Origin of the sequence: Oscillibacter sp. (genome assembly GCF_028693505.1) — a bacterium.
Lineage (GTDB): Bacteria > Bacillota > Clostridia > Oscillospirales > Oscillospiraceae > Oscillibacter.
In genome coordinates this window covers 39959-64961 of the sequence record NZ_JAQUVF010000006.1, presented here as the reverse complement: position 1 = coordinate 64961, position 25003 = coordinate 39959, and the positions used below count along the sequence as shown (strand labels likewise).

At 60.1% G+C, this 25003-nt stretch carries 28 protein-coding genes and 1 riboswitch; of the genes, 10 read left to right on the top strand and 18 right to left on the bottom strand.

All coding sequences use genetic code 11. The features are described from left to right. Nucleotides 1–7: 7 nt before the first annotated feature. On the bottom strand, nucleotides 8–727 hold the full coding sequence (gene dapB / locus PHI30_RS03080) for a 4-hydroxy-tetrahydrodipicolinate reductase (protein ID WP_300023749.1): 720 nt from the start codon (nucleotides 725–727) through the stop codon (nucleotides 8–10). Beyond that, a complete protein-coding gene (gene dapA / locus PHI30_RS03075; protein ID WP_300023746.1) occupies nucleotides 724–1626 on the bottom strand; it encodes a 4-hydroxy-tetrahydrodipicolinate synthase in 903 nt (300 codons plus the stop codon). The genes dapB and dapA overlap by 4 nt, the downstream gene beginning before the upstream one ends. A gap of 85 nt (nucleotides 1627–1711) precedes the next feature. Beyond that, nucleotides 1712–1880: riboswitch (Lysine riboswitch) on the bottom strand. Between the two features lie 168 nt (nucleotides 1881–2048). On the opposite strand from dapA, the gene PHI30_RS03070 reads away from it, so the two are divergent. Next, on the top strand, nucleotides 2049–3155 hold the full coding sequence (locus tag PHI30_RS03070) for a M20 family metallopeptidase (RefSeq protein WP_300023744.1): 1107 nt from the start codon (nucleotides 2049–2051) through the stop codon (nucleotides 3153–3155). A gap of 42 nt (nucleotides 3156–3197) precedes the next feature. Here PHI30_RS03070 and PHI30_RS03065 read toward each other — a convergent pair whose 3' ends face one another. The 3 genes from PHI30_RS03065 to PHI30_RS03055 all read right to left on the bottom strand — a co-directional run bounded on the left by PHI30_RS03065 (nucleotide 3198) and on the right by PHI30_RS03055 (nucleotide 5227). Beyond that, nucleotides 3198–4334, bottom strand: a complete 1137-nt coding sequence (locus PHI30_RS03065) for a pyridoxal phosphate-dependent aminotransferase (RefSeq protein WP_300023742.1) — start codon at nucleotides 4332–4334, stop codon at nucleotides 3198–3200. Between the two features lie 108 nt (nucleotides 4335–4442). Beyond that, nucleotides 4443–4964 (bottom strand): spore maturation protein, encoded by a 522-nt coding sequence (locus PHI30_RS03060; RefSeq protein WP_300023739.1) that lies wholly within the window; start codon nucleotides 4962–4964, stop codon nucleotides 4443–4445. Then, entirely contained in the window at nucleotides 4961–5227 is a 267-nt protein-coding gene (locus PHI30_RS03055) for a hypothetical protein (RefSeq protein ID WP_300023737.1), read from the bottom strand. The genes PHI30_RS03060 and PHI30_RS03055 overlap by 4 nt, the downstream gene beginning before the upstream one ends. Nucleotides 5228–5238: 11 nt before the next feature. On the opposite strand from PHI30_RS03055, the gene PHI30_RS03050 reads away from it, so the two are divergent. Together PHI30_RS03050 and PHI30_RS03045 are read left to right on the top strand one after the other, a co-directional pair. Beyond that, nucleotides 5239–5610, top strand: a complete 372-nt coding sequence (locus tag PHI30_RS03050) for a hypothetical protein (RefSeq protein ID WP_300023734.1) — start codon at nucleotides 5239–5241, stop codon at nucleotides 5608–5610. 63 nt (nucleotides 5611–5673) lie between these two features. After that, complete coding sequence (locus PHI30_RS03045) at nucleotides 5674–5916, top strand: AbrB/MazE/SpoVT family DNA-binding domain-containing protein (RefSeq protein WP_300023732.1); 243 nt, start codon at nucleotides 5674–5676, stop codon at nucleotides 5914–5916. A gap of 63 nt (nucleotides 5917–5979) precedes the next feature. Here PHI30_RS03045 and rsmI read toward each other — a convergent pair whose 3' ends face one another. Genes rsmI through PHI30_RS03030 form a run of 3 tightly spaced genes read right to left on the bottom strand, consistent with a single transcriptional unit; the run spans nucleotide 5980 to nucleotide 7871 of the window. Continuing rightward, nucleotides 5980–6810, bottom strand: coding sequence for a 16S rRNA (cytidine(1402)-2'-O)-methyltransferase (rsmI, locus tag PHI30_RS03040; protein WP_300023729.1), 831 nt, complete (start codon nucleotides 6808–6810; stop codon nucleotides 5980–5982). Next, nucleotides 6807–7649 (bottom strand): methyltransferase, encoded by an 843-nt coding sequence (locus tag PHI30_RS03035; protein ID WP_300023726.1) that lies wholly within the window; start codon nucleotides 7647–7649, stop codon nucleotides 6807–6809. The genes rsmI and PHI30_RS03035 overlap by 4 nt, the downstream gene beginning before the upstream one ends. 48 nt (nucleotides 7650–7697) lie before the next feature. After that, the gene (locus PHI30_RS03030) at nucleotides 7698–7871 is read right to left on the bottom strand and encodes a DUF362 domain-containing protein (protein ID WP_300023723.1); all 174 of its coding nucleotides are present in this window, start codon (nucleotides 7869–7871) and stop codon (nucleotides 7698–7700) included. A 252-nt stretch (nucleotides 7872–8123) separates the two neighbouring features. On the opposite strand from PHI30_RS03030, the gene PHI30_RS03025 reads away from it, so the two are divergent. The 4 genes from PHI30_RS03025 to PHI30_RS03010 all read left to right on the top strand — a co-directional run bounded on the left by PHI30_RS03025 (nucleotide 8124) and on the right by PHI30_RS03010 (nucleotide 13622). Continuing rightward, on the top strand, nucleotides 8124–8579 hold the full coding sequence (locus PHI30_RS03025) for a CtsR family transcriptional regulator (RefSeq protein WP_300023720.1): 456 nt from the start codon (nucleotides 8124–8126) through the stop codon (nucleotides 8577–8579). 58 nt (nucleotides 8580–8637) lie between these two features. Further along, nucleotides 8638–9144 carry a UvrB/UvrC motif-containing protein gene (locus PHI30_RS03020; protein ID WP_300023717.1) on the top strand — a complete coding sequence of 169 codons (507 nt, stop codon included), beginning with the start codon at nucleotides 8638–8640 and terminating at the stop codon, nucleotides 9142–9144. Nucleotides 9145–9186: 42 nt separating this feature from the next. Continuing rightward, nucleotides 9187–11640, top strand: a complete 2454-nt coding sequence (locus tag PHI30_RS03015) for an ATP-dependent Clp protease ATP-binding subunit (RefSeq protein ID WP_300023715.1) — start codon at nucleotides 9187–9189, stop codon at nucleotides 11638–11640. Between the two features lie 170 nt (nucleotides 11641–11810). Further along, complete coding sequence (locus PHI30_RS03010) at nucleotides 11811–13622, top strand: CvpA family protein (RefSeq protein ID WP_300023712.1); 1812 nt, start codon at nucleotides 11811–11813, stop codon at nucleotides 13620–13622. A gap of 122 nt (nucleotides 13623–13744) precedes the next feature. On the opposite strand, the gene PHI30_RS03005 is transcribed toward PHI30_RS03010, so the two are convergent. From PHI30_RS03005 to PHI30_RS02990, 4 genes are read right to left on the bottom strand one after another with little or no spacing between them, the layout of a single operon-like run. Continuing rightward, nucleotides 13745–14644: a GerMN domain-containing protein gene (locus PHI30_RS03005; protein ID WP_300023710.1), complete on the bottom strand. Its 900-nt coding sequence runs from the start codon at nucleotides 14642–14644 to the stop codon at nucleotides 13745–13747. Continuing rightward, a complete protein-coding gene (locus PHI30_RS03000) occupies nucleotides 14641–16041 on the bottom strand; it encodes a HAMP domain-containing sensor histidine kinase (protein ID WP_300023708.1) in 1401 nt (466 codons plus the stop codon). Before PHI30_RS03000 ends, PHI30_RS03005 begins: the two co-directional genes overlap by 4 nt. Nucleotides 16042–16051: 10 nt before the next feature. Then, the gene (locus PHI30_RS02995; protein WP_300023705.1) at nucleotides 16052–16729 is read right to left on the bottom strand and encodes a response regulator transcription factor; all 678 of its coding nucleotides are present in this window, start codon (nucleotides 16727–16729) and stop codon (nucleotides 16052–16054) included. Further along, nucleotides 16726–17106, bottom strand: coding sequence for a helix-hairpin-helix domain-containing protein (locus PHI30_RS02990; protein WP_300023702.1), 381 nt, complete (start codon nucleotides 17104–17106; stop codon nucleotides 16726–16728). The genes PHI30_RS02995 and PHI30_RS02990 overlap by 4 nt, the downstream gene beginning before the upstream one ends. A gap of 131 nt (nucleotides 17107–17237) precedes the next feature. Between PHI30_RS02990 and PHI30_RS02985 the strand changes: the two genes are divergently transcribed. Next, a complete protein-coding gene (locus PHI30_RS02985) occupies nucleotides 17238–18593 on the top strand; it encodes a D-alanyl-D-alanine carboxypeptidase family protein (RefSeq protein ID WP_300023699.1) in 1356 nt (451 codons plus the stop codon). A gap of 236 nt (nucleotides 18594–18829) precedes the next feature. On the opposite strand, the gene PHI30_RS02980 is transcribed toward PHI30_RS02985, so the two are convergent. From PHI30_RS02980 to PHI30_RS02960, 5 genes are all read right to left on the bottom strand, one after another. After that, nucleotides 18830–19342 carry a nitroreductase family protein gene (locus PHI30_RS02980; protein WP_300023697.1) on the bottom strand — a complete coding sequence of 171 codons (513 nt, stop codon included), beginning with the start codon at nucleotides 19340–19342 and terminating at the stop codon, nucleotides 18830–18832. Nucleotides 19343–19443: 101 nt separating this feature from the next. Further along, on the bottom strand, nucleotides 19444–20064 hold the full coding sequence (locus tag PHI30_RS02975; protein WP_300023694.1) for a hypothetical protein: 621 nt from the start codon (nucleotides 20062–20064) through the stop codon (nucleotides 19444–19446). 18 nt (nucleotides 20065–20082) lie between these two features. Then, nucleotides 20083–20523, bottom strand: a complete 441-nt coding sequence (locus PHI30_RS02970; protein ID WP_300023691.1) for a cell wall hydrolase — start codon at nucleotides 20521–20523, stop codon at nucleotides 20083–20085. A 147-nt stretch (nucleotides 20524–20670) separates the two neighbouring features. Next, complete coding sequence (locus PHI30_RS02965; protein WP_300023688.1) at nucleotides 20671–21810, bottom strand: glycosyltransferase; 1140 nt, start codon at nucleotides 21808–21810, stop codon at nucleotides 20671–20673. 125 nt (nucleotides 21811–21935) lie between these two features. Further along, a complete protein-coding gene (locus PHI30_RS02960) occupies nucleotides 21936–22199 on the bottom strand; it encodes a TIGR03905 family TSCPD domain-containing protein (protein WP_300023685.1) in 264 nt (87 codons plus the stop codon). 146 nt (nucleotides 22200–22345) lie between these two features. On the opposite strand from PHI30_RS02960, the gene PHI30_RS02955 reads away from it, so the two are divergent. Next, nucleotides 22346–22672, top strand: coding sequence for a PadR family transcriptional regulator (locus PHI30_RS02955; protein ID WP_300023683.1), 327 nt, complete (start codon nucleotides 22346–22348; stop codon nucleotides 22670–22672). Further along, nucleotides 22669–24054, top strand: a complete 1386-nt coding sequence (locus PHI30_RS02950) for a DUF2812 domain-containing protein (RefSeq protein WP_300023680.1) — start codon at nucleotides 22669–22671, stop codon at nucleotides 24052–24054. The genes PHI30_RS02955 and PHI30_RS02950 overlap by 4 nt, the downstream gene beginning before the upstream one ends. Before the next feature lie 48 nt (nucleotides 24055–24102). Here the strand turns inward: PHI30_RS02950 and spo0A are convergent, their stop codons facing one another. Continuing rightward, nucleotides 24103–24852 (bottom strand): sporulation transcription factor Spo0A, encoded by a 750-nt coding sequence (spo0A, locus tag PHI30_RS02945; protein ID WP_367186321.1) that lies wholly within the window; start codon nucleotides 24850–24852, stop codon nucleotides 24103–24105. Nucleotides 24853–25003: the final 151 nt, after the last annotated feature.

Here is a 25003-nt window from a genome sequence, read left to right as displayed (position 1 = left end):
TCACGTTTTATTTTCCAAACAGGATGGTTTGCAGGTCATATACGCCTGCGTCCTTCCCCGGCAGCAGCCGGGCCATGTGCAGCGCGCCGCCCACAAAAATCTGGCGGCTGGCGGCCCGGTGGGTAAACTCCAGCTCCTCGTCCACGCCGAAAAAGTGGACGGTGTGGGTCCCCGCCACGGTACCGCCGCGCAGGGCATGAATACCTACCTCGTTCTGCCCCCGCCGCCCGCAGTTCCCCTCCCGGCCGTATACCGGCGTGAGGGCGTGGCTGGGGTCAATGGCCTCCAGCAGCGCTTTGGCGGTGCCGCTGGGCGCGTCCGCTTTTTGATTGTGGTGGGTCTCTGTGATCTCGATGTCAAAATCGGGCTTTAGCACGTCGCTCACCGCCCGCAGCGCCCGGACAAGCACCGCCACGCCCAGTGAGTAGTTGGCGCTCCATAAAACAGGCGCGGCCGTCCCCAGCGACTTGAGCGCCGCCAGTTCTTCGGCGGTATAGCCAGTGGTCCCGGAGAGCAGGGGTGTTTTCGTCCGGCGGACGTAGGCGCAGACCTCCGAGAGCGCCTCGGGCCGGGAAAAATCAATCACCACGTCCGCCACTTTGCCAAGGTTCCCCAGCCGGTCCAGATCGTTCCGCCCGAGAGAGAGCACCACCTCGTCGCCGTCGGCACGGGCAGTCTCTTCGATTGCCCGGCCCATTTTTCCCCGGCCGATCAGAAGGATCTTCACAGCAGTCCCGCCTCCTCCATCGCGGCGCGGAGCGTGGCGGCATTTGCCTGCCCCATCTCGCAAAGCGGCAGGCGCATGGGGCCTGCCTGCAAGCCCATCAGATTCATGGCGGTCTTGACGGGGATGGGATTCACCTCCAGGAAGAGGTCGTTCATCAGCTCCAGATACCGCAGGTGGTTTGCAACCGCCCGGGTCTGGTTGTCGCCCAGATAATCCGCCACGATCTGGTGGCACATGGCGGGCATCACGTTGGCGTAAACGGAGATGACGCCGCTGCCGCCGATGCTCATGATGGGCACGGTGATATCGTCATTGCCGGAGTAGAGCGCAAAATCCGGCCCCACGCAGCGGGCGATCTTCATGGCATAGCTCATATCGCCGCTGGCTTCCTTGATTCCGGCGATGTTGGGGTGCTTTGCCAGCCGTTCCACCACGGAAACGGGAATGGAGCAGCCCGTGCGGCCGGGCACGTTATACAAAATGCAGGGAACGCGGACCTTGTCCGCCGTCTCGGCGAAGTGGCGATACATCCCCTCGGGATTGGCCTTGTTATAGTAGGGAGAGATCAGCAGCAGCGCGTCGGCCCCCATCTCCTGATACTGGATGCTCTTTTCGATCTGCGTGGCGGTGCAGTTGGAGCCGCTGCCCACCACCACAGGCACCCGTCCGTCCACCACGCGAATGGTGTGCGCCACCACGGCGGCGTCCTCTTCATGGGTCATGGTGGAGTATTCGCCGGTGGTGCCCAGCGCCAAAATGCCGTCGGTCCCGGCGGCGATCTGGCGCTCCAGCAGCTGGGTCAGCGCGTCAAAATTCACGCTGCCGTCCTCACGGAACGGCGTGATCATGGCCACAACGGAACCTCTCAAATGCTCGAACTTCATGTAAGTGTCCTCCATACTTTTCGTTTTTTGTAAAAGAAAAAGCCGGTAGAGACACGCTCCTACCGACAGTCCGTTCACGTTCAAAAACGTGGAGTCTCTGTAAGCGGATAGCGCCCCTGCGGCGAAGGCCGCAGACAGTCCCGCAGGTATTTCCCACGGCCCCACCCTCTCCGCCGCGCCCGGGGAAAAGGTTCGGCGGACTTGCCCTTCCCACCTTCTCCGCCTGCCGGCTCCTGTGGGTCCATCGCATCCGCGCCTCTATCTTATTTTGCGTTATCATATCATCTTGCGTCCCCTGTTTCAAGAGAAATATTAAAAATTTTAGGGAAAAATACGGGACTTTTCTTGTGGAGTTCGACAAAAAAGTCACTTTTCCCTGTTCTACTTTGCGCCGCCGTGCTATATTGATAGTATCTACTCAACAGGAGGTTCTTCCGATGCTTTCATCCGTCGTCGCCTACCGCAGAGAGCTGCACCGCATTCCGGAGCTGGACAATCAGCTGCCGGAGACTGTGAACTATGTCCGCTCCGTTTTGAAGGGCCTTCCCTGCAAGCTTTTTTCCCCCGTCGTCGGCAGCGTCTGCGCGTTTTTTGACGCCGGGGCGCGGGAAAGCATCGCCTTCCGGGCGGATCTGGACGCCCTGCCGGTGACGGAGGATACCGGCCTTCCCTTCGCGTCGGCCCACCCCGGGCGGATGCACGCCTGCGGCCACGACGGCCACACCGCCATGGCGCTGGCGCTGTCGGAGATCGTGGCGGAGCATCTGGGCGAGCTGCCCCGAAACGTGCTCTTTATTTTTCAGCCCGCGGAGGAGACCACCGGTGGGGCCCGGCAGCTTTGTGAGACCGGCGTGCTGGAGCGCTACCGGGTGCGCCGGATGTTCGGCGTGCATCTGTGGCCGGGCCTTCCCGCAGGGTCGGTTTTCTCCCGCCCCGGCCCCATGATGGCAAGCTCCAACGAGGTGACCGTCACCGTCACCGGGCAAAGCGTACATCTCAGCCGGGCAGCGGAGGGGCGGGACGCCCTGACGGCGGGGATCGCCTGTCTGGAGCGCTTCTACGACATGATGGACCAGCTACCTCCCGAGGAGCCCCGGCTGCTGCGCTTTGGCAAGATGGTCTCCGGCACGGTGCGCAACGCCATCAGCGGTCAGTCGGTGCTGGAGGGCAGCTTGCGGACCTATCGGGAGGACACCTTCCTTTTTTGCCGGCGGCAGTTCAGGGAGATCGGCAAGGCCGTGGCGGCGGAGAGTGGCTGCGGCGTGGACGTCCACCTGAGCGAGGGGTATCCCGCGGTTTGGAACCACGAGGCGCTGTATGAGGCGCTTTGCCAAAAGCTTGGGCCGGACGCCCCCCATACGCTGGAAACGCCCGCGCTGGCGGCGGAGGACTTTTCCTTCTATCAGCAAAACGTCCCCGGCGTGTTCTTCTTTCTGGGCGTGGGAGACACCGCGCAGCTCCACGCGCCGCAATTTTCCTTCGATGACGAGACGGTACTGCCCAAGGGCGTGGAATTTTTGAAAAAGCTCTTGCTGCTTCCGTGAGCGCAAAAAATGAGGGGCATCCTTTCGGATGCCCCTCATTTTTTATAGCGTTTGCAAAAACCGCTCCACCCGGTCCAGCCCCTCTTTCAAATCCGCGTCGGAATAGCAGTAGGAGAGCCGCATGTATCCCTCCGTGCCGAAGTAGACGCCGGGAATCAGGCCCACCAGCCCCTCCCGGAGCATTTTTTCACAGAAGGTCAAAGAGTCCATGCCGTACTTGCGGATGTTGATGAACATGTAGAAGGCCCCCTCCGGCTCCTGGACCTCCAGTCCCATGTCCTTGAGCCGCCGGTACACGTACTCCTTCCGCTTGCGGAAGATCTCCACCACGCCGTGGGTGTCGCTCCCAAGCGCCGCCACGCAGGCCCTCTGGACAAAAGAGGGGGCGGAGACCACGCTGTACTGGTGGAAAATCTGCATCCGGTCCCGGATGGGCGCGTCCGCCAGACAGTACCCCAGCCGCCAGCCGGTCATGGCATAGGGCTTGGAGAAGCTCTGGATGACGATGATCCGATCCCGCATATCCTGATATTCGGAAAAACTGTGGTATTCCCCGGTATAGACCAGCGTCCGGTACACGTCGTCGCAGAGGACAAAGATGGGCTTGTCTTTGAGAATTTCATGGATGGCGTTCAGTGTTTCCCGGGTGTAAATGCAGCCGGTGGGATTGTTGGGCGACGTCAGGATGACGGCCTTGGTCCGGGGGGTGATGGCCGCCTTCAGCTGTTCCGGGTCGATCTGGAAGTGGTTTTTCTCCGTGGGCAGCGCCACCGGAACGCCCCGGCACAGCTGGGTGATGGACTCGTACAGGCTGAAGGCGGGCGTGGGGATGATGACCTCGTCGCCGGGATTGAGCACGGTGGAGAGGCTGAGAAACAGGCTCTCCGTGGCGCCGATGGTGAGGATGATCTCATCGGGAGAATAGTGAAGCCCATGGGCCTTCGCCTCAAACGCGGAAATGGCCTCCAGCATATAGGGGTAGCCGTTTCCGGGAGGATAGTGGGTGTCGTTGTCGTCCAGCGCCGCCTTGGCGGCGTCCTTGATGACGTCGGGCGTATTCAGGTCCGGCTCCCCGATCGTCAGGGCGCAGGCGCCGGGCGTATCCCGCACCAGAAAAGTAAACCGGCGGATGCCGGAAAGCTGCACGCCGAGAACGGCGCTGTTTAAGGTCAGTTCCATGGGTCTCACGCTCCTTTTTGGAATAACCACAGTATATGCGTCCCCAAAAAGGATGTCAACGCCGTATTTTGCGTGAAAGAAGGCGGGGCGGACTCCTCTTTTGTCCCCTCAGGTTCCGAAGAAGAGCCGCACGGCAAAGGCGGAGGCGACGAAGCCCGTGAGATCCGCCGCCAGCGCCGCCGGGACCGTATGCCGGGTCTTGTGGATTCCGGCGGACCCGAAGTAGACGGCAATGGTGTAAAACGTGGTCTCCGTGCTGCCCAGCATCACTGCCGCCACACGGCCGATGTAGCTGTCCGGCCCGTAGGCGGACATGAGATCGGTGCCCACCGCCAGCGCGCCGTTGCCGGAGATGGGACGAATGAGCATGAGCGGCGTGGTCTCCGGCGGCACGCCCAAAAACCCCAAGACCGGTGCGCACAGCTGGGAGAGCCACTCCATGGCCCCGGAGGCACGAAACATGGCAACGGCGGTCAGCAGCCCCACCAGCGCCGGGATAATGCGCAGCAGGACGGTCAGGCCTTCCCCCGCGCCGTGGGTCAGCGCGCCGTATACATCCACCCGGTGGCCCATTCCCCACACCGCCACGGCGGCCAGCAGCACCGGGAGCACCAGAGAACTAAAATTCACACCCGACTCCTTTCCCGGCGGGCAAGCACCCGGGCAGCGAGCAGCCCCACCGCCACAGACAAAACGGAGGAAAGCCATACCGCCGGCAAAATATCAAAGGGGGTGGCGCACCCCGCCGCGGCGCGGACGGAGGCCACGGTGGCCGGCAGCAGCTGGATGGAGGCGGTGTTCAGCACCACCAGCATACAAAGCTCGTTGCTGGCAACGCCCCCGCAGCCCACGGCCATGCGGCGGGCCGCCCGAATCCCCAGCGGCGTTGCCAAGCCCCAGCAAATTGGCCGAAACGTTGGCGGAGACCGCAGCCAGCGTCTCCGAATCCTTGCAGGCATTTGGCAGCAGGCGGCGCAAAATCGGGCGAAAGGCCCGGGCAAGGCCACTGGAGAGTCCGCAGACGTTCATGATCTCCATGACGCCCGTCCAAAGACACAGTACGCCCGCCATGGACAGACTCAGCCGAATGGCAGAGTCCGCCCCCGTGAGCGCCGCAGAGGCCACCGCGTCCAGATTGCCGGTGGCCACGCCGAAGATCAGCGAAAGCACCACCATTCCCGTCCACACCCAGGACATTGCCATAATTATCCATCTCCATTTTCCTATATTTTACAAATTTATGAATTTAGTTTTAATTTCCTTTGCTGGTAATTGACATATCATGGGAATTTATGATATTGTCGAAAGCATGCTAAATATGTAATAAAGGAGACACACTGTGAAATCAACGGGAATTGTACGTAAGGTGGACGAGCTGGGGCGGATCGTGCTTCCAATTGAAATGCGCCGTACGTTGGACATTGCAGAGAAGGACGCATTGGAAATCTATGTGGAAGGTGCGTCCGTCATTCTGAAAAAATACAGACCCAGCTGTATTTTCTGCGACAGCAGCAAGGACATCACGCTTTTTAAAGACAAGAACATCTGCCCCAAGTGCCTGAAGGAATTGAAGGGTCTGTAAATTACCGAAAAAAGCACAGCTCCCGGCGCGAAAGCGCCGGGAGCTGTGCTTTTATGCGATGTGTTATGTTTCCAGTGCGGCGGCGTACAGCTCGTTTTTGGAAAGTCCGGTGTGCTCCGCCACCTCCTTGGCCGCGTCCTTGAGGCGATACCCCTGCTCCTTGAGGGACAGCACCTGCGCCACCGCGTCCTCCAGCGTGACCACGGTCTCCTGCTGCTTTTCCGCCCCGGCTACCACCAGCACATATTCCCCCTTGGGCGCGTTTTCGGCGTAGTAGTCCACGGCCTCGCCCAGCGTACAGCGCAGGGTGGTCTCGTGGAGCTTGGTCAGCTCCCGGCAAAGGGCGATCCGCCGCTCCGGCCCAAAGGCTGAAAGCAGGTCCTCCAAGGTGGTTTTCAGCTTGTGGGGCGCCTCATGGAAGAGCATGGTGCGCTCCTCGTTTTTCAAGGAATCCAGATGCTCCCGCCGGCTCTTTTTATTGACCGTCAAAAACCCCTCGAAGGTAAACCGGCCCGTGGGCAGGCCGCTGACCGCCAGCGCATTCACCGCCGCGCAGCAACCGGGGATGGACAGCACCTCCACGCCGTTTTCCGCGCACAGGCGCACCAAATCCTCTCCGGGGTCCGAGACGGCAGGCGTCCCGGCGTCCGTCACCAGCGCGCAGGATTCCCCCGCCAGCAAGCGCTCGAGGATGCTTTGCCCCGCGGAGACATGGTTATGCTCGTGATAGCTCACCATGGGCTGCTTGATGGCAAAATGGTTTAAAAGCTTCACGGAGACCCGGGTATCCTCCGCCGCGATAAAATCCACGCTCTTCAGCGTTTCCACAGCCCGCATGGAAAAATCCCCCAGATTGCCGATGGGGGTGGCAACCAGATACAGTGTACCGCTCATAGCGCGTCCTCCTGTGTTCGAAAATAAATGGCGTCCAGTTCCGCCGTGGGAAGGCCCTCTGGCGTCTGCAAAAGCAACGGTGGTTCCACCGTCAGTCCCGGCTTTCCGCCCCGGCGTCCCTCCACCAAAAGTAGCGACGGCGCGGCGCCCGAGGTCTTTGCGACAAAGCGGAGCCGCTTAGGTTCCAGTCCGGCCTGGCGCAGGGTGCAAAGCACGTCGCAAAGCCGCTCCGGCTTGTGACAAAGGCAAAAGCTCCCGCCCCAGCGGAGAAGCCGTGCCGCCGCCTTCCCCACCTCCTCCAGCGTGCAGTGAAGCTCCGATCGGGCCGTGCGCAGCGCGTCCGCTTGCGAAAGACGCCCGCTGCCCACGGGATAATAGGGCGGATTGCACACCACCAGATCGAAAGCGCCCGCTGTAAGTGGGGCCGCCCTCAGATCGCCCTGAAAAAAGGAAAGTCGGTCCGTGAGACCATTTTTTTCGGCGGCCCGCTCCGCAAGGGAAACCGCCGCGCCCTGCACCTCCACCCCGGTGACGCGCAGCGCCTTTTCCCGCTGCAACAGCAGCAAACACAAAAGGCCGGTGCCGCAGCCCAAATCGCACACCCGCAGACCCGGCCGCAGCCGGGGCAGCGAGGAGAGCAAAAAGGTGTCCGTGCCCGGACGGAACAGCGTGTCGTCATAGACAAACCGATACCCGTCGGGCTTTAAAAATTCCCAGTGCTCCGTCGCGCTCGCCCCCTTCCCGGCTGTTGGATGTTTTACCGTTTCGCAGGGACCCTCGGTTGACGAGGGTCTCCACGGTTTTTCTTTGTCAACTGATGCTATTATAGTCGAAAACAAAACACACCGCAAGCAGAGCTTACGGTGTGTTTATGTATCCCTCTGAAATTATTCCTCGGGAACGATGGCGCCGTTGGGGCAAGTGTCGCAGCAAGAACCGCAGTCCAGGCAAGCGGCAGCATCGATGACGTACAGGTCATCACCCTGGCTGATAGCACCGGCGGGGCAAGCGTCCGCGCAGGAGCCACAGCTCACGCAGGCAGAAGTAATTTTATAAGCCATGGGAAGCACCTCCATAAGATTTGTGTTTTTCATTGTACCATACAATTTGAAAAAAGCAAGCCATTCCCTTTAAAAAAATAGCGAAGCCCTCGGAAAGCTTCGTAATCCCGTTCACAAATTGTTTTCATATTGGTCAAAGAAAGTCAAAAAGTACCTCTTGACTTTCCGGAAGGCCGTGCTATACTGGCGTCAGAACGAAGGTTAAGGAAAGTCAAAGTCAATTTGATTTTTATAGAAAGGGATGGTCGACCGGTGGGAATTTCGGATTTGATCGCCGACTTTCTCCAGAGCGGTCTGGAGACGGCGGAGGACGGCGTGCTGGAGGTTCAGCGCAGCGATTTGGCCCAGCGTTTCAACTGCGTGCCCAGCCAGATCAACTATGTGATGTCCACACGCTTTTCTCCCGAGCGGGGCTACGCGGTGGAAAGCCGCAGGGGCGGCAACGGGTACATCCGCATCACCCGGGTCCGGATGGACCGGCAGATGCTGATGATGCACGTCATCAACTCGCTGGGGGATGGGGTGGACCTCAAGTCGGTCCGGGCGATTCTGGAGAATCTGGTGCAGTCCGGCGCACTGACGCCGGAGATTGGGCAGGCGCTGCTGGCCGCCGTGGGCGACCGGGCGCTGAGGGCCGTGCCCCGGGCGCTTCGAGACGGCGTCCGTGCCGACATCCTCAAGCAGGTGCTGATCCTTCAGATCCTCTGAGGAAACGGCCCATTGAATTCAGTTCACATTTATATGCGGATACAGGAGGTTTTTGATTATGAAATGCGAGAATTGTGGCAAGAATGAAGTTACCTTTCTTTATCAGAGCAACATCAACGGAAAGGTCACGGAAAAACATCTTTGCAGCGAATGCGCGGAAAAGCTGGGTTTAACCCAGCGCGTTGCGGCCCAGAGTCGGCGCATGATGGAAAATTTCTTTGGGGACCGCTTTTTCGGCGGCGGCTTTCTGGAAAATTTCTTCTCCCCCCAGCCGCTCCTCTCCGCCCGGAAGGGCTGGCTGCTGGAGGACCCCTTTGACGATTTCTTCGCCGACATGCCCGCCCTTGGCGCGGAGAAGGAGGCGGAGCAGGCCGAGCAAACAGACTCCGCCGATCTGGTGGACGCACAAGAGCAAAGCCGCTTTTCCTACCTGCGAGAGCTTAACGCGCTGCGGCTGGAGATGAAGAAGGCCGTCCATACCGAAAATTTTGAACAGGCCGCCAAGCTGCGGGACGAGATTCACCAGCTGGAGGCGCAGCACAAGGAGAAGAAAGAGCGCGCGTAAGCGCTCCTCCTTCCTGTACCAGTGAGAAAGAAGGCGACGCACATGAATGAAAATAAATTCACCCCCAGAGCCGAGGAAGCCCTGCGGCTTTCTCAGGAGGCGGCGGGCGAGCTGGGCCACGGATACGTGGGCACGGAGCATCTGCTGCTGGGATTAGCCCGGGAGGGGGACGGCATGGCCCATACCGTTCTCACCGAGGCAGGTCTCACCGATGAGATGATCGTGGAGATCATCAAAAAAAGCGTGGGCGCGGGACTGCCCGGCAGCAACCCGGCCCAGGGTCTCACCCCCCGGGCCAAGCGGGTGGTGGAGATCGCCATGGAGGATTCCCTTCGGGGCGGGTACAACTATGTGGGCACAGAGCATCTGCTGGCGGGCCTTTTGCGGGAGGGCAACAACATGGCCGTGCGCATTCTGCGCACCGCCGGGATCGACGGCCGCCGCCTGTACACCGCCCTCATGCAAAAGCTGAATGAGACGCCCCGGGGCAAGGCGGCGGAGGCCAAAGCAAACCCCGCCGTCAAGGAGGACAGCGGGAAAACCAAGACCCTGCGGGAATTCACCCGGGACCTCACCGCCGACGCCCGCGCCGGCAAGCTGGACCCCGTGATCGGGCGGGAGCGCGAAATTCAGCGAGTCATTCAAATTCTCTCCCGCCGCACGAAAAACAACCCCTGCCTCATCGGCGAGCCGGGCGTTGGCAAGACCGCCATCGCGGAGGGTCTGGCCCAGAAAATCGTTCTGGGCGACGTGCCCGACGAGCTGCTGGATAAGCGCATTTTGTCCCTGGACCTCTCCGGCATGGTGGCAGGCACCAAGTACCGGGGCGAATTTGAAGAGCGGATCAAAAAAGTTTTGGAGGAGGTCCGGCGCTGCGGCGACGTGATTCTCTTTATTGATGAGCTGCACACCATTGTGGGCGCCGGCTCCGCCGAGGGCGCGGTGGACGCCGCCAACATCATCAAGCCCGCCCTCGGCCGGGGCGAAATTCAGGTCGTGGGGGCCACCACGCTGAACGAATATCGCAAGTATATCGAAAAGGACGCGGCGCTGGAGCGGCGCTTCCAGCCCGTGCAGGTGGGCGAACCCAGTCAGGAGGCGTCTCTGGAGATTTTGAAGGGTCTGCGGGAGCGGTACGAGCAGCATCACAAGCTGCAAATCACCGACGAGGCCCTCTCCGCCGCCGTGACGCTCTCCAGCCGCTATATCAACGACCGTTTCCTGCCGGATAAGGCCATCGATTTGATGGACGAGGCCGCCAGCCGGGTCCGCATGGAGGTGGAGGAGATCTCCCCGGAGCTGAAGAGTCTGGAGGAAAAGATCGCATCGCTCACAAAGGACAAGGACGAGGCCATCGCCCGGCAGGACTATGAAACTGCCGCCCAGCTGCGGGATATCGAGCGAAACTATCAGGATCAGGCGGAGCAGGAGCGCAGCAAACGCCGCAAAAACAACGCCAGGCACCGCCCTGTCACCGCGGAGGATATCGCCGCCGTGGTGTCCGGCTGGACAGGCATCCCCGTCACCCGTCTCACGGAGGATGAGGGCGCGCGGCTTTTGCACATGGAGGACACCCTCCATGCGCGTGTGGTGGGGCAGGACGAAGCCGTGACCGCCGTGGCCCGGGCCATCCGCCGGGGCCGGGTGGGCTTGAAGGACCCCAAGCGCCCCATCGGCTCCTTCCTTTTTCTCGGACCCACGGGCGTGGGCAAGACGGAGCTTTGCAAATCTCTGGCGGAGGCCATGTTCGGCGACGAGAGCACCATGATCCGCATTGACATGTCCGAATATATGGAGCGGCACACCGTCTCCCGCCTCATCGGCTCTCCCCCGGGCTATGTGGGCTATGACGAGGGCGGACAGCTGACGGAGAAGGTCCGGCGCAAGCCCTATTCCGTGGTGCTGTTTGACGAAATTGAAAAGGCCCACGAGGATGTGTGGAACGTGCTGCTCCAGATTTTGGACGACGGCCGGATCACCGATTCTCAGGGGCGGATGATCGATTTCAAAAACACGGTCATCGTCATGACCAGCAACCTCGGCGCCAAGACCCTGACCGCCGCGGGCGCGAAGCTGGGCTTCTCTGCGGACGAGCACATCGAATCGGACGCCGAAAAGCGCTTCGCCCGGGCCAAGGAAACGGTCCTCGCGGAGCTGCACCAAACCTTCCGTCCTGAGTTTTTGAACCGTATCGACGACATCATCGTATTCCGCGCTCTGACGGAGGCAGACATTCAGGAGGTGGCCCGCCGGATGCTGAAAACCGTCTCCGCCCGGATGGAGGCCATGGGCATTCATCTGGATGCCGGCGAGGAGGCCGTTGCCGCGCTTGCCAAGGAGGGCTTTGACCCGAAATACGGCGCCCGTCCCCTGCGCCGGGCCATCCAGAGCATGGTGGAGGACGCCGTTGCGGAACGAATGCTGGACGGCACCTTAAAAGAGGGCGACACGGCAAAGCTGTTCATGGAAAACAACAAGCTGCTGATTACCAAATGATTTTTTTCTTTGCGAATCCACCGCCGGAGGGCGCCTACGTGTGCTCTCCGGCGGTTGGTTTTGTTTCAGCGAAACGTTTTCCTTTCGGAATATCGCCTTGATTTGTTCATATTTATCCTGTATAGTGGTAGTGTTATCAATTTTTCCCCCCACAGAAAGGAGCATTTTCCATGCCGTTCTCATTCAACTTCGGCGGGTTTGACCCCAATGCCTTCGGCGGCGGTTTCAACCCCGGCGGCTTCCCCGGCAAAGACAGCTCCGCCGTCCCTCCCCAGCAGCCGCAAAGGCCCCGGAAGCCCCGCAAGGCCATCGGCAACGCGTTTACCCGCACGCTCATCAATCTGGGCGTGACGCTGGCGGCGGGTCTTGTGTACTTCTATCTGGAGCTTCCCGCCCTCAACCTCCACGCCGAGGAATTCTATGTATTCGCCTTTTTGCTGTGCGCGGTATACTGCGTGTGCGCGGTGCTGACCTCCGGCTTTCAGGGGGAAGGCGTCAAGGGCTATGTGGGCTTTGTCAAAAAGCAGTGCGTGGTGCCCTTTGTGGTGCTGCTGGGACTCATTGCCGCCATTGCCATCGGCGCCATCAGCTCGTGGGTGGTGCTGCGGGCCGGCGCTTACAGTGAGATGCTGCCCATCCAAACCGGCGACTTCACCACAGAGGTGGAGGAGATCTCCTACGACCAGATCCCCATGCTGGACGCGGACTCCGCCTCCCGCCTCGGCACCCGGAAGCTGGGCGAGCTGGCGGACATGGTCTCCCAGTTTGAGATTCTGCCCACCTACACACAAATCAACTATCAGGGCCGCCCCGTGCGGGTCACGTCGCTGCGCTACGGCGATCTCATCAAGTGGTTTACCAACCGCACGCAGGGTCTGCCCGCCTATGTGATCATCGATATGGTGACGCAGGAGGCCGAGGTGGTCCGTCTGGATGAGGGCATGAAGTACACCGTGGCGGAGCACTTTGGGCGCAATCTTTACCGCCACCTGCGCTTCAACTATCCCACCATGATGTTTGACGAGCCCATGTTTGAAATTGACGAGACGGGCACGCCCTACTGGGTCTGCTCCCGCATTGTCAAGACCATCGGCCTTTTCGGCGGCATGGATGTAAACGGCGCGGTTTTAGTGAACGCCATCACCGGCGAGAGTGAATATTACGAGCAGGTCCCCAGCTGGGTGGACCGGGTATACTCCGCCGACATCATTGTGCAGCAGTATGACTATTACGGCCAGTATCACAACGGCTTTTTAAACTCCATGTTCGGTCAGCGGGACGTGACCATCACCACCGACGGCTACAACTATATCGCCATCGGCGACGATGTGTATATGTATACCGGCGTCACCTCCGTCACCTCCGACCAGTCCAACATCGGCTTCATCCTCTCCAACCAGCGGACCAAGGAGACGCATTTTTACTCCATTGCCGGCGCGGAGGAGTTTTCCGCCATGTCCTCCGCCCAGAGCAAGGTGCAGCAGATGAACTATCAGGCGACCTTCCCGCTGCTTTTAAACATTGCCGACCAGCCTACCTATTTTCTCTCCCTCAAGGGCGCGGACGGCCTTGTTAAGATGTATGCCATGGTCAACGTGCAGCAGTACCAGATCGTGGAGACCGGGCAGACCGTGGCGGAGTGCGAGAGCAGCTACCGCCGGGCGCTGGCCCAGAGCGGGCTGATCAGCGCGGGGGATGCGGATATCTCCAGCGCGGAAAGTCGGGTGGAGGACGGCGTGATTGCCGAAATCCGCACCGCCGTCATTGACGGAAACACCCACTACTATGTCCGTATGGAGCACGGCGTGGGCTATCTAGACTTCTCCGCGGAGGCAACGCCCCGGGCGGTGCTGCTGGACGTGGGCGACCACATCTGGTATCGATACGAGCTGCAAAGCGCGGAATTCCCGGAAAACGGCATCGTACGGGCAAAGAATTTCTGGTTTGAGGGTGAGACGCCTCCCGGCGGCGAACCCGCCTGACCGGACCGATACAACAAAGAAAAGGCCTGCCGTCTGCACATGCAGACGGCAGGCTCTTTTTTCTTTTTTCTTTACCTTAAAACCTTAAAAATGCGGGTTGCTTTGCCCGCCCGTTTCCCGTGTCATTTGGAGTAGGGATTTGCGATATTGACCGTCCCGTAGGTCCGGGCAAACTCGCCGTCCACCAGAAACCGGACCTCCTCCACCGCGTCCAGCGAGCAGAGTGACCGCCACAGCGCCTGCATGGCGGCGGACAGATTTGCCTCCGGCGAAAGGGTTTCCAGCAGCGCCGACGACAAATTGACGTAGCACGTATTCTCCTCCAGCCAGACGGAACGCACCCGGAACCCACCCGGCAGGGCGTCTGTGTGATTCTTTTCCTCCGGTCCGCTCTCCAGCGCCCTGGCCACCGCGCCCACCTGCGTGTCCCCCTCGTAAAGCTCCAACACCCGGTTTTCCGCCGACAGGGACCCGTATTCATTCAGAAAATACAGCGTGGCCGTCACGGTGCTCACCACATCCCCCTTGGGGGAGAGCAGCACGTCCTGCGCCGTGAGGACCTGCTTGTCCCGATAGGCCAGCTCCTGCCCCCGGACCGTGATCTGAACAGACAGGATCTCCGGCAGCTGTGTCAGCGTCAGCGTGATGGCGTAATCCGCCAGCGTCAGCGCCACGTCGGAAAGCGCGGCGTAGGGAAAGGTCAGATCCACCACCGCCCTGCCTCGATCCACCGTCACGGACAGCAGCTGTGTACCGAGGGGAATGGGGCTTTTCAGCGTCTCGTCCGCGGGACCCTCCAAAAGCGCGCTCATCAGCTTTTCCGCCAGGGCCTGCGTATCCGCGCCCTGCGCGCCCAGAAGGATGGATTCCGACCGCAGCGCGTCGCCGCTGTCCGCAGCCGTCAAATTCGCCTCTTGGAAATAAAGTGCGTAGGCATTCTCCTGCTGTTTGCGGCCCACTACCGCGCAGCCGCCGCCAAGGATCATGGCGGTACACAGCAAAAGCAGCGCGATCCGCTTCATGCCGTCCCTCCTTCCACGCCGGGCCAGCAAACCGTGAACACGGCGCCGCCCTCCGCCCGGTTGGCGGCAGACACCGTTCCGCCCCGCTTTTCCACCGTGTTGCTGACGATGGAAAGTCCCAGTCCGGTTCCGCCGGCTTCCCGGGAACGGGCCTTGTCCACCCGATAAAACCGCTCGAAGATCCGGGGCAGATCGGTTTCCGGAATGCCGGCGCCGTTATCCTCCACGGACAATACCACCTGCCCCCGCTCCCGCCGAAGAGACACCTGCACCGCGCCCCCCACGGAGGAGTATTTGATGGCGTTATCCGTCAGGTTGTAGATCACCTGATGGATTTCGTCCCGCGTGGCCAGCACCGTGCAGTCGTCGCTGGCCACGTAGGTGAGGTCAATTTTCTTTTCGTGGGCCACCAGACTCATCATCCGCATGACCTGCTCCAAAACCGGAAGCACGTCCACCACCACGGGCGTATCCAAAACGCCGCTGTCCAGCCTGGTCAGCCGCAGCAGGTCCTCTGTGATGCGGGTGAGCCGCTCCGCCTCCGCACCGATATCCGACACAAACTCCCGGGTGATGGCGGGGTCGATATTCTCCGTTTGCAAAATGGAATCCGTCAGCAGACGAATGGCCGCCAGCGGCGTTTTCAGCTCGTGGGAGGCGTCGGACACAAACCGACGCCGGGCATTCTCCGTGGTCTGAAGCCGGTCGGTCAGGCTGTTGAACTCCTGTCCCAGCTGGGCGATCTCATCCCGGCCCCGAATTTCCGTGCGGTGGCTGTATGCGCCCTCCCGCACCTCCCGAATCGCCGTGAGAAGCTCGCTGATCTTCTTCGTCAGCGCCATGGACAAAAGGCCGCTGAGCGCCAGCACCACCGCGCCCACGCCCATGGAAAGCCGCATGAGATTCCCCTGCAACCCGCCCAGCAGCGCGCCCTGCTCCGTATCGTATTCATAGGCGTACACCGCGCCGATGATCCGGTTTTGATAGAGCACCGGGGAGGAGGCGTGGCTGCGGAACGCGCCGTCCCGGAACGCGCAGCGAAACGCGTCGTTTCCAAGCAGCGCCTGTACAATTTCCGTGTAAAAGGTGTATTCCCCCACAGCGCCCCCGGTCTCCCGGGAATCGTAGAGCACCTTTCCGGAGCTGTTGGTCACGAGAATACGGGAAAGGCCCGTCTCCTCCACCACTGCCATGGCCTCCGCCACGTTTTCTTCGTTCAGGCGGTCCAGCCCCGACAGGGAATAGACCATCACGGAAACGCTGGCTTGCAGGGTGGTTTCCTTGGAGCGAAACACCAGATCCTCCGACACCAGCAGCGGATACGTATTGAGCAGCAACAGCACGGCGGCGATGATGAGGATGTAGCTCAAGCCGAATTTCGCCTGCAAGCTGTCCAAATAAGACCCCTTATCCCTTGAAATAGTACCCCACTCCCCACTTGGTCATAATGTGATCCGGCTCCGCCGGATTTTTCTCCAGCTTCTCCCGCAGACGGCGGATGTGGACGTCCACGGTGCGGTAATCCCCGGCATAGGTGTATCCCCACACCACATTCATCAAATTCTCCCGGCTGTATACCCGCCGGGGGTTGCGCATCAGCAGCTCAACAAGATCGTACTCCTTGGCGGTAAGCTCCACGAGCTTTCCCTCTCGGATCGCCACCCGCTCCCGGGTGTCCAGCGACAGATCCCCCGCCGTCAGAACATCGCCCTGGGCGCGCTGCACGCCGGCGGCCCGGCGCAGCAGCGCCCGGACCCGGGCCTTCAGCTCCAGAATGTTGAAAGGCTTGGTGAGATAATCGTCCGCGCCGCACTCAAAGCCCATCAGCTTGTCGGCGTCCTCGCTTTTTGCCGTCAGCATGATGATGGGGACATTGGAAAACTCCCGGATGCGCATACACGCCTCCAGCCCGTCCACCTCCGGCATCATCACGTCCAGCACCAGAAGATCGAAGCTGCCGCTGCGGGCCATCTCCACGGCGGCAGCGCCGTCATAGGCGCACTCCACCGCGTACCCCTCGTTCTCCAGATTGAATTTCATGCCCTTGACCAGCGTCCGCTCGTCGTCCACCACCAGAATTTTCATGTTGTCCCCTCTTCCTCCACTGTCACGCTCTCCCGCAGTCCCTCAAATTTCCCCTGACCGATTCCCGGCACCTCCATGATCTCCTCGATCGTTTCAAAAGGGCCGTGGCTGGCGCGATAAGAAACGATCCGGCTGGCCAGCGCCGGTCCGATCCCGGGCAGGGTCTCCAGCTCCTCAGCCGTGGCGGTATTCAGGTCCAAGGGCGAAACGTCCGGCAAAATCATCTCCTGCGGCACCGTTTGGTCCGTCTCCACCGCGGCGGCTGCGGCGGCCGCCTTTCGGTCGTGCAAAAACAGGGCCAGCAGGATGCACAAAAAGAGTGCCGTCATGCCCAAAAGGATTGTCTCAGTTTTCGTGGCCCTTCTCCGCTCGTTCAAGGTTGAACTCCCGCCTTTTTTTTGTTATACTGTAAAGAGGCATCGCATCCCGGCAGATTCCGCCCGCATGCGGCCCATTTATTTTGACACAATTCTGAAAAAGATTATACCATACTCTTTGGGAGATAGATATGAAAACAAGACGCTTTTTTGCCCTTTTTTTGCTGCTAAGCCTGCTTTTCAGCCTGTGGACCGCCCCCAGCGCCGCCGCCGTGGAGGACCCCAACATTCTGGCGAAGGCCGCGCTTTTGGTGGATGCCGGCACCGGTGGGATCGTCTATGGCAAAAATGAACACCAGGAGCTTTACCCCGCAAGTCTTACCAAAATTATGACCGCGCTTTTGGTGCTGGACGCTGTGGAGGCGGGCCAGCTTTCCTTGGATCAGGAGCTCACCGCCACCGCCTCCGCGCTGGAGGGACTTTCCGACGACGGCAGCTCCGCCGGCATTAAGGTGGGCGAGACCATGACGGTGCGCAACCTTCTCTACTGTATGCTGGTGGTCTCCGCCAACGAGGCCTGCGACATTCTGGCCGAAGGCGTTGCGGGCAGTGTGAGCGCCTTTGTAGAGAAAATGAACGCGAAGGCGGCGGAGCTTGGCTGCGAAAACACCCACTTTGTCAATCCCAACGGGCTCCACGATTCGCAGCACTACACCTCCGCGTGGGACCTGTATCTCATCACCAGCGCCGCGCTGAAGCACGCGGAATTTTTGCCCATCTGCGACACGGCGGATATCGTGATTCCCGCCACCAACCTCAGCGCGGAGCGCCATCTTTACACCACCAACAACCTCCTCTCCAGCTGGCGGGTCATCGGCTATCGCAACAAGGAGGCCCACGGCATCAAAACCGGGTCCACCAGCGAGGCGGGCCACTGTCTCGTCTCCTCCGCCACCCGGGGAAGTCTCTCCTTCATTAGCGTGATTTTGGGCGCGGACCGGGTGGAGGAAAACGGCGTGGGAAATATCCGCAGCTTTTCAGAGACCACCCGGATGTTTAACTACGGCTTTGAGAATTTTTCCTATCAAACCATCGTAAGCGCCACGGAGGTGGTCAAGGAGGTCCCCGTTTCCCTCTCCAAGATCGACCACGTCACCGTCCACCCCGCCGAGGATGTGGAGGCCCTGCTGCCCAAGGATCTAGGCGCGGCGGAGCTGGAGCGCACCGTGGTGATGCAGGACCCGGTGGAAGCGCCGGTGAAGGAGGGGGACAAGCTGGGCACGCTGGAGCTTAGTCAGGACGGAACAGTATACGCCTCCGTGGAACTTTTGGCCATGCATGACGTGGAAGCCTCCGCTCTGCTGGTCTTTTGGCGGGATGTGCAGCTGTTTTTCTCCCGGACCTCCGTCCGGATCACGGCGGCAGTTTTGCTGGTGCTGGCAGTGGCTGTGCTGGCGTGGAAGCTGCTGCTGGGCCGTCGGCGCTATCGGTACGGCCGCAGCGTCGGGAGCGGGCGCAGCGGCGGATACCGGGGACGCAGAAGATAAGGAAAAGAGACTGTCGAAAAAGCCAATAGGCTTTTTCGACAAATGGCTTCGCTACGCTCCGCGCCTCATAGGTCCGCTTTCGGCGGACAATTCGACGCTCGCTTCGCGTAAAGTGTTTTCGCCCACGTACAAGCCGCGGTCGAAAACGGATTTAAATTTTTTTGCCGCCCCGGCGGCAAACTCTGTGAGACTTTTTCGACAAGCTGAAGAGACTGCCTTTCGGCAGTCTCTTTTTTTCACAGATACCGGACCATTTCCTCCAGCGGCATCCGGGTTTGATGCAGCCGGGAGGGGCGGGCGTCCTCCGCCGGATAGCCCATGGGGATCATGGCGACAGGCATTACCCCGGCCATTTCCGGGAACGCCGAGAGCAGCTTTTCCGGGTCGAACATCCCCACGTAGGTGGTGCCCAGTCCCAGATCCGCCGCTTGCAGCATCATCTGGGCAGAGGCGATGGCAGCGTCGATCTCGCCGTGGTTCTTGCCGTCTCCCTCCCGTTTCCATGCGCTTTGGGGGTCATAGGCCACCACCAGAATCATAGGCGGCGCGAAATGGGAGTCCATGCACGCGTCGGCCTTTGCAAGCGCCTCCGGACTTTGAAGTACGAAAATGCGCTGGGGCTGGTTATTGTGGGCGGTGGGCGCGTTGTGGCCCGCCGCCAGCACGACTGCCAACTTCTCCGGCTCAATGGGCCGGTCGCTGAATTTGCGCAGGGAATACCGCTGCGCGGCTAGCATTGCAAAATCCATGGAATCTCTTCCTCTCTTTTGTATCGATTGCCGCGCCGGGACCTTCCCCGCAGCGCCAAATCATTTGCGTTGATTTTATCACGCCGGGAGCAATTTGACAACTACCAGATGTGAACGCCGTCCCTGCGGCGATAGCCTGGGCAAGAGGGCTTGACGCCGGCGGTATCGTGAAACTCCACGAATTTCAGGGAATAGAAATCGCCGGTGATATACCGGCCCTGATCCGGCTGGAAAATCACCAGATAATCGTTGCCCACGCTGTGGAGGAATCCCTCCCAGGAAACCGGGCTCTGGGTCCCGACCAGGAAGGTGGCAACAACGTAGTGTCCCAGGTTTTTCATCAGCAGCGCCCGCAGGGAGCCCAGATGCGCTTCTTCTACGGTGGTGGGATTTTCCACTGTCTCATCCGGAACGCTCGGGGACATTTCCAAAGTCTGTCTCCCCCCTGTTCCCGGCATCTGCTGCGGCATCGGCTGGCCCGTGGGGAACCCCATGGGCGTCATGCCCGGCGTCAGACCGGGCATCGTGTTCGTGTTGTAGCCGAGCGTCACGCCGGGCTCTAAGCCGGGTACCGCGTTGGTGTTGTAGCCGGGCGGCTGGTAGGTAACCTCGCCGGCCCACTCCTGTCCGGCTCCATTCTGGGCGACAGGCATATTTCCCTGCCCCGCGCTTCCTGCGCTCATCCCGTACCGGGCGGCTGCGCCGGTCGGATAATTCATCATAATGCACCTCTCCATTTTTTAAGTCTTATAATACGCATCGGTCGGATTGTAGAAGCAGTGATCGCCGATTCTCGTTTGCCAGTACCCCACGTCCGACGGAAAGCGAGACCGGCACTTGGGGCCGAAGGGATTGTAAAACCACAGGGACTCCGCCACGTCCGGCAGCCGGTTTCCCGCAATGGCCCAGTCGGCGATATCGTAGTGGATTTGTTCGGGCCGCATATTGTAAATATTTTGTGGATTGTAGGCGCCGCGTTCTGTTTCACTGGCGCAGACGAATTGGTACGGCTGAAAGATGATGTTGCGGATACTGCCCTGGCCCACCCGGGCATATTCCCCGCCCTTGGCATGGACGCGGTTCATGACCACACCCGCCACTGCCTTCATCCCGGTTTCTCCTTCTCCTCCTGCCTCACACTGGATTAAACGCGCCAGCAATTCCCGGTCGGAATAAGCCATTGTCTCTTCCTCCTTGGCCAAACCAGGGCCATCCGAGTCCGTCCCGCAGGACGTACCGCGCTGCAAACGGACTCGGATGATCCCGCTTTCGCATTGCTGCTCCATTCTATGCGCAAAAACAGCCGCCGGTTCCCCGGCGGCTACTTTTTAATCTCTTTTTTGCTTCTGTTCCGCAATTGCCAGACGGAACATTTCCTCCGTCTGCTCGATAGACGCTTCCAGCGCATACGCTTTGGCGTGTTCGGCGTAACGGCGCTCCATCTCGGAGCGCTCTGCGGGATGCTCAAACCACCAGTCGATCCGTTCCGCCAACGCCGCGCTGTCCCCGGCGGGAAACAGGCTCTGCTCATCCAATGCAAACTGGGGCGTTGCGGAGCGGGGCGAGTTGGCGATGACCGGCACCAGGCCGCAGGCAAATGCCTCCATACAGCTCATGGCCTCGATCTCGGCGTCGGAGGTGTGCACGTACAAATCCGCCATATGCAAAATCTCCAGCAGGCGGGAAGGCTCGTAAAACTCCATCACGATGGGATTGGGCAGTTTCTGGGCAAGATTGCGGTATTTTTTCTCCAGCGGGCCCTTGCCTGCCAGAATCAGCTGAATCTGCGCGGCGTAGCGGCTTTTGCAGCAGGCCTCGATCAGCACGTCCTGTCTCTTTTCTCCCGCGTAGCGGCCCACCATCAGCACATTGAACTTGCCCGCCATCCAGTCCTCCTTGGGGCCTTTCCCATAGACGTACTGCGGGCTGATGCCGTTGGAGATCACGTGGAGCTGGGCGGTGTAGCCATGCTGGCGCAGCTGCCCGGCAATCATATTGCTGGGGCAGTGGATGTGGGTGAAGCGGTTAAAAAAGGTGTCCCGAAAGCGGTTATACACAAAATCATTCACCCGTTTGCTGTTTCCCATGTGGAGCGTAAAGGTGATATTCTCCGGCTGGCAGTGGAAGGCCGCCGTGTGGGGGATGCCCAACTTTTCCACATGTCGCAGCCCCATGACCGCCAGCGGCGAGGGCATCATAAAATGCACCACGTCCGCCCAAGCCGCCGCCTTTTCAAACACGTGGCGGTTGGGAATGGCAAGCCGCATTCCCTGACTGGTGATCAACTGCTCCACAATGGGGAAAAAGCGCATCTGCCGAACGGCGTATTTATAATCCGCAGGCTTGCCGGTGGCAATGACCCGCACCTCGTTGCCGTGCTCCTTCAGCGCCGTGGCAAATCGGCGGGCGCTGATGGTGGTGCCGTTGTTGGCGTCGTCAAACTGGTCGATGACCAATACGATTTTCATATCTGTAACCGCACTTTCCCCGGTTTTCTGCCGGCATCCCGGTTGTATTTTCAGTGTATCATTATTCCCGTAATTTGTCTACTGAAACCAAAACCGGCCCGCGCCGCAGCGCAGGCCGGTTTCTCTCACGCTTTGCCCGCTTCGCTCAAAATTTTCTCCAGCCCCTGTGCCAGCTGGTCCGGGCAGGAGGTGCTTTTAAAGCCACAGCGGATCCCCTTCAACCGGCGAATCGCCTCCTGAGCAGGCATATCCCGCACCAAGGCCGCGATCCCCTGTAAATTACCGCTGCATCCGCCCAAAATCCGCAGGTCGCGGATCACGCCCCCGTCGTCCACCTCCACCTGCATTTCCTGCGAGCAAACGCCCTTGGGCCGAAAGGAAATCGTCATCGTTCCATTTCTCCTTACCTGTCATTATTTTTGTCCACAATAGCATAGATATTCCAAAAATACAAGGTTTTCTCTTGACAATATCGATATTCGATTATACAATAAACCGTAATAGCGATATTCGATATAGAAGGCGGTGACGTGGGGTGGCGCGGGAGAAATTTCAGACGCTGACAGAGCAGATGTTTTACATTCTCCTCTGTCTGCGCCAGGAACAGTGCGGCGCGGACATCATGGCCCGGGTGGACGCCCTGACGGCGGGCCGGGTGGCCGTGGGGCCGGGGACGCTGTATAATTTGCTGGAGAGCTTTTTGCAGGCGGGCATGATCCGCGAGACGAAGGTGGAGGGCCGAAAGCGCAGCTATGTCCTCACCCCGGTGGGGCAGGCCGCGCTGGAAGAGGAATATCGGCGTCTGCTCCGGGTGGCGACGGACTATGAAGCCTGTACAGGCACAGAAAGGCAGGAACCATGAGGAATACCAAACGAGAGTGGATAGCCTTCTCCTTTTATGATTTTGCGGGCATCGCAGCCCATCTGGAGACCATGGCGGCCAGGGGCTGGATGCTGGAGCGGATCGGGGCGCTGGGCTGGCAGTACCGGCGGACGGAGCCTGCCGCCGTCCGCTTTTCCGTCACCTATTTTGCGCAGGCCTCGGAATTTGACCCGGCCCCCAGCGAGAATGAGACGGTTTTGCAGGACTACTGCGCCGAAGCGGGCTGGGAGCTGGTGACACGCTCCGCCCAGATGCAAATTTTTTGCACCCACGCACAATCGGCGGTCCCCATTGAGACGGACGCGGCGGTGCAGCTTCAAAACATTCACCGGGCCATGAAAAAAAACTACCTGCCGGGACAGGTGATTTTGCTGCTGCTCTCCCTGTTTCAACTGGGAATGCAGGTACAGCAGTTCCATAGCCGCCCCGTTGATTTTTTCACCGCACCCACCTCGCTGTTCCTCGTTCCCTGCTGGCTTGTGGTGCTGCTGCTTTGTTCTTTGGAGCTTTCGAGCTACTTTCGCTGGCGCCGCCGGGCCGTGGACGCGGCGCAGCGCAGCCGCACGCTGGCCCTTCCCCGCAGCCACTATCGTCTCCAGAGATGGGCGCTGGCAGTTGTGGGGCTGGGACTTGGGTGCTGGCTTTGGTCTCTCCGCTCCCGGCGGGAGGTGCTTTTCGCCGCCGCCAGTATCCTTTGGATGGCCCTGCTGATTTTTTTAGTCAATTTCCTAAAGAGCCTGCTCAAGCGAAAGCGGGTCTCCGCCGCCGTGAACCGGGCCGTCACGCTGGGGTCCTGCTTCCTGCTGTCCTTTGTCCTGATGGGCGCGGTGGTATTTGGCGTCGTCCGCCTGAGCCGCCTCGGCGCTCTGGACGACCATCCCCCGGCGGAAACCTATGAATGGCACGGCATGACCTGGGAGGTCTACCACGACGCGCTGCCCCTTACCGTGGAGGACCTGATGGATACGGATTACCCCGGCTACTCCACGGTGGCGGAGGAGGCAGGCACCGCCTTGATGTGGCGCAGGGAGTATGCCCAGGAGCACCGGCTGGGCGACACGGGTGCACCGGAAGTGCATTACGAAATCGTGGAGACCGATCTTCCGGCGCTTCTGGATTTGGCCCTCAAGGAATATCTATCCAAGGCGGAGCGCCACTCCGATCCGGATGCTCCCAACAGCTGGGAAGGGGTGCCCGCCGAGGCGTGGCAGGCGGAGCGGGCCTTCCGCTTTCAGCGGGGAGACACGCCGGAGAATGTCTATCTGGTCTGCTGGCCGGACCGTCTGGCGCAGATTCGCTTCAACTGGGAGCCTACCCCGGCCCAAATGGCTCTGGCGGCGACGCGGCTGAAAGCCGCATAAAAAAGGAGAGGCCGCGCCTCTCCTTTTTATGTTAACTGCCGATCCCGCTTAAACCGTCATTCCCCGGCCGTTGCGCTGCTCCAGCACCAGTCGGTCGGCGATCATGGCGATGAACTCCGAGTTGGTGGGTTTGCCCTTGGCGTTGGAAACTGTGTAACCGAAATACTTTTGCAGCGTCTCCAGATCGCCCCGGTCCCAAGCCACCTCGATGGCATGGCGGATTGCCCGCTCCACCCGGGACGGCGTTGTGGAAAAGCGCTTTGCCACTTCCGGATAGAGGACCTTCGTCACGGCGTTGATGACGTCCATGTCGTTCACGGCGATCATGATGGCCTCCCGCAGGTACTGGTATCCCTTGATATGGGCGGGCACGCCGATCTCGTGGATGACGGAGGTGACCAGATTTTTCAGCGACGCGTTCTTCTCCTCCGGCGTCGTGGGCTGACCGAAAGCCATCTGCATCCGGTCCAGCAGCGCGTTCACCTCACAGGGCTTGGGGAGAAAATAGCTGACAGCCAGCTCGCCGGCCTCCGCCAGCACCCGATCCGTACAAAAAGCGGAAAGCAGAATTGCCTTGGGCTGGTCCCCTTCCCGCGCCTTCAGCTGCCGCAGAACACCCAATCCATCCAGACCGGGCAATACCACATCCAGCACCAGCAACTGCGGCTTGTGCTGGGCAATCAGCTCCAGCGCTTCCATCCCATCTCCTGTGGTCCCCACCACGGTAAATTCTCCGGATTTCTCGATGGCTTCCCGCAGCATGGTGCGGAATTCCTCATTGGCGTCTGCCAGCAGCACCGTTTTCCTGTTGTCTATGTTATACCCTGTCCTTTTTCCAGAAATTTCGATTTACGACGGATTCATGAAGCTTCAAATCACGTTTTCTATAAACTAGCATAAAATTACACATTTTTCAAGATGTGATTCCCAAATTATTCCATAAATCATT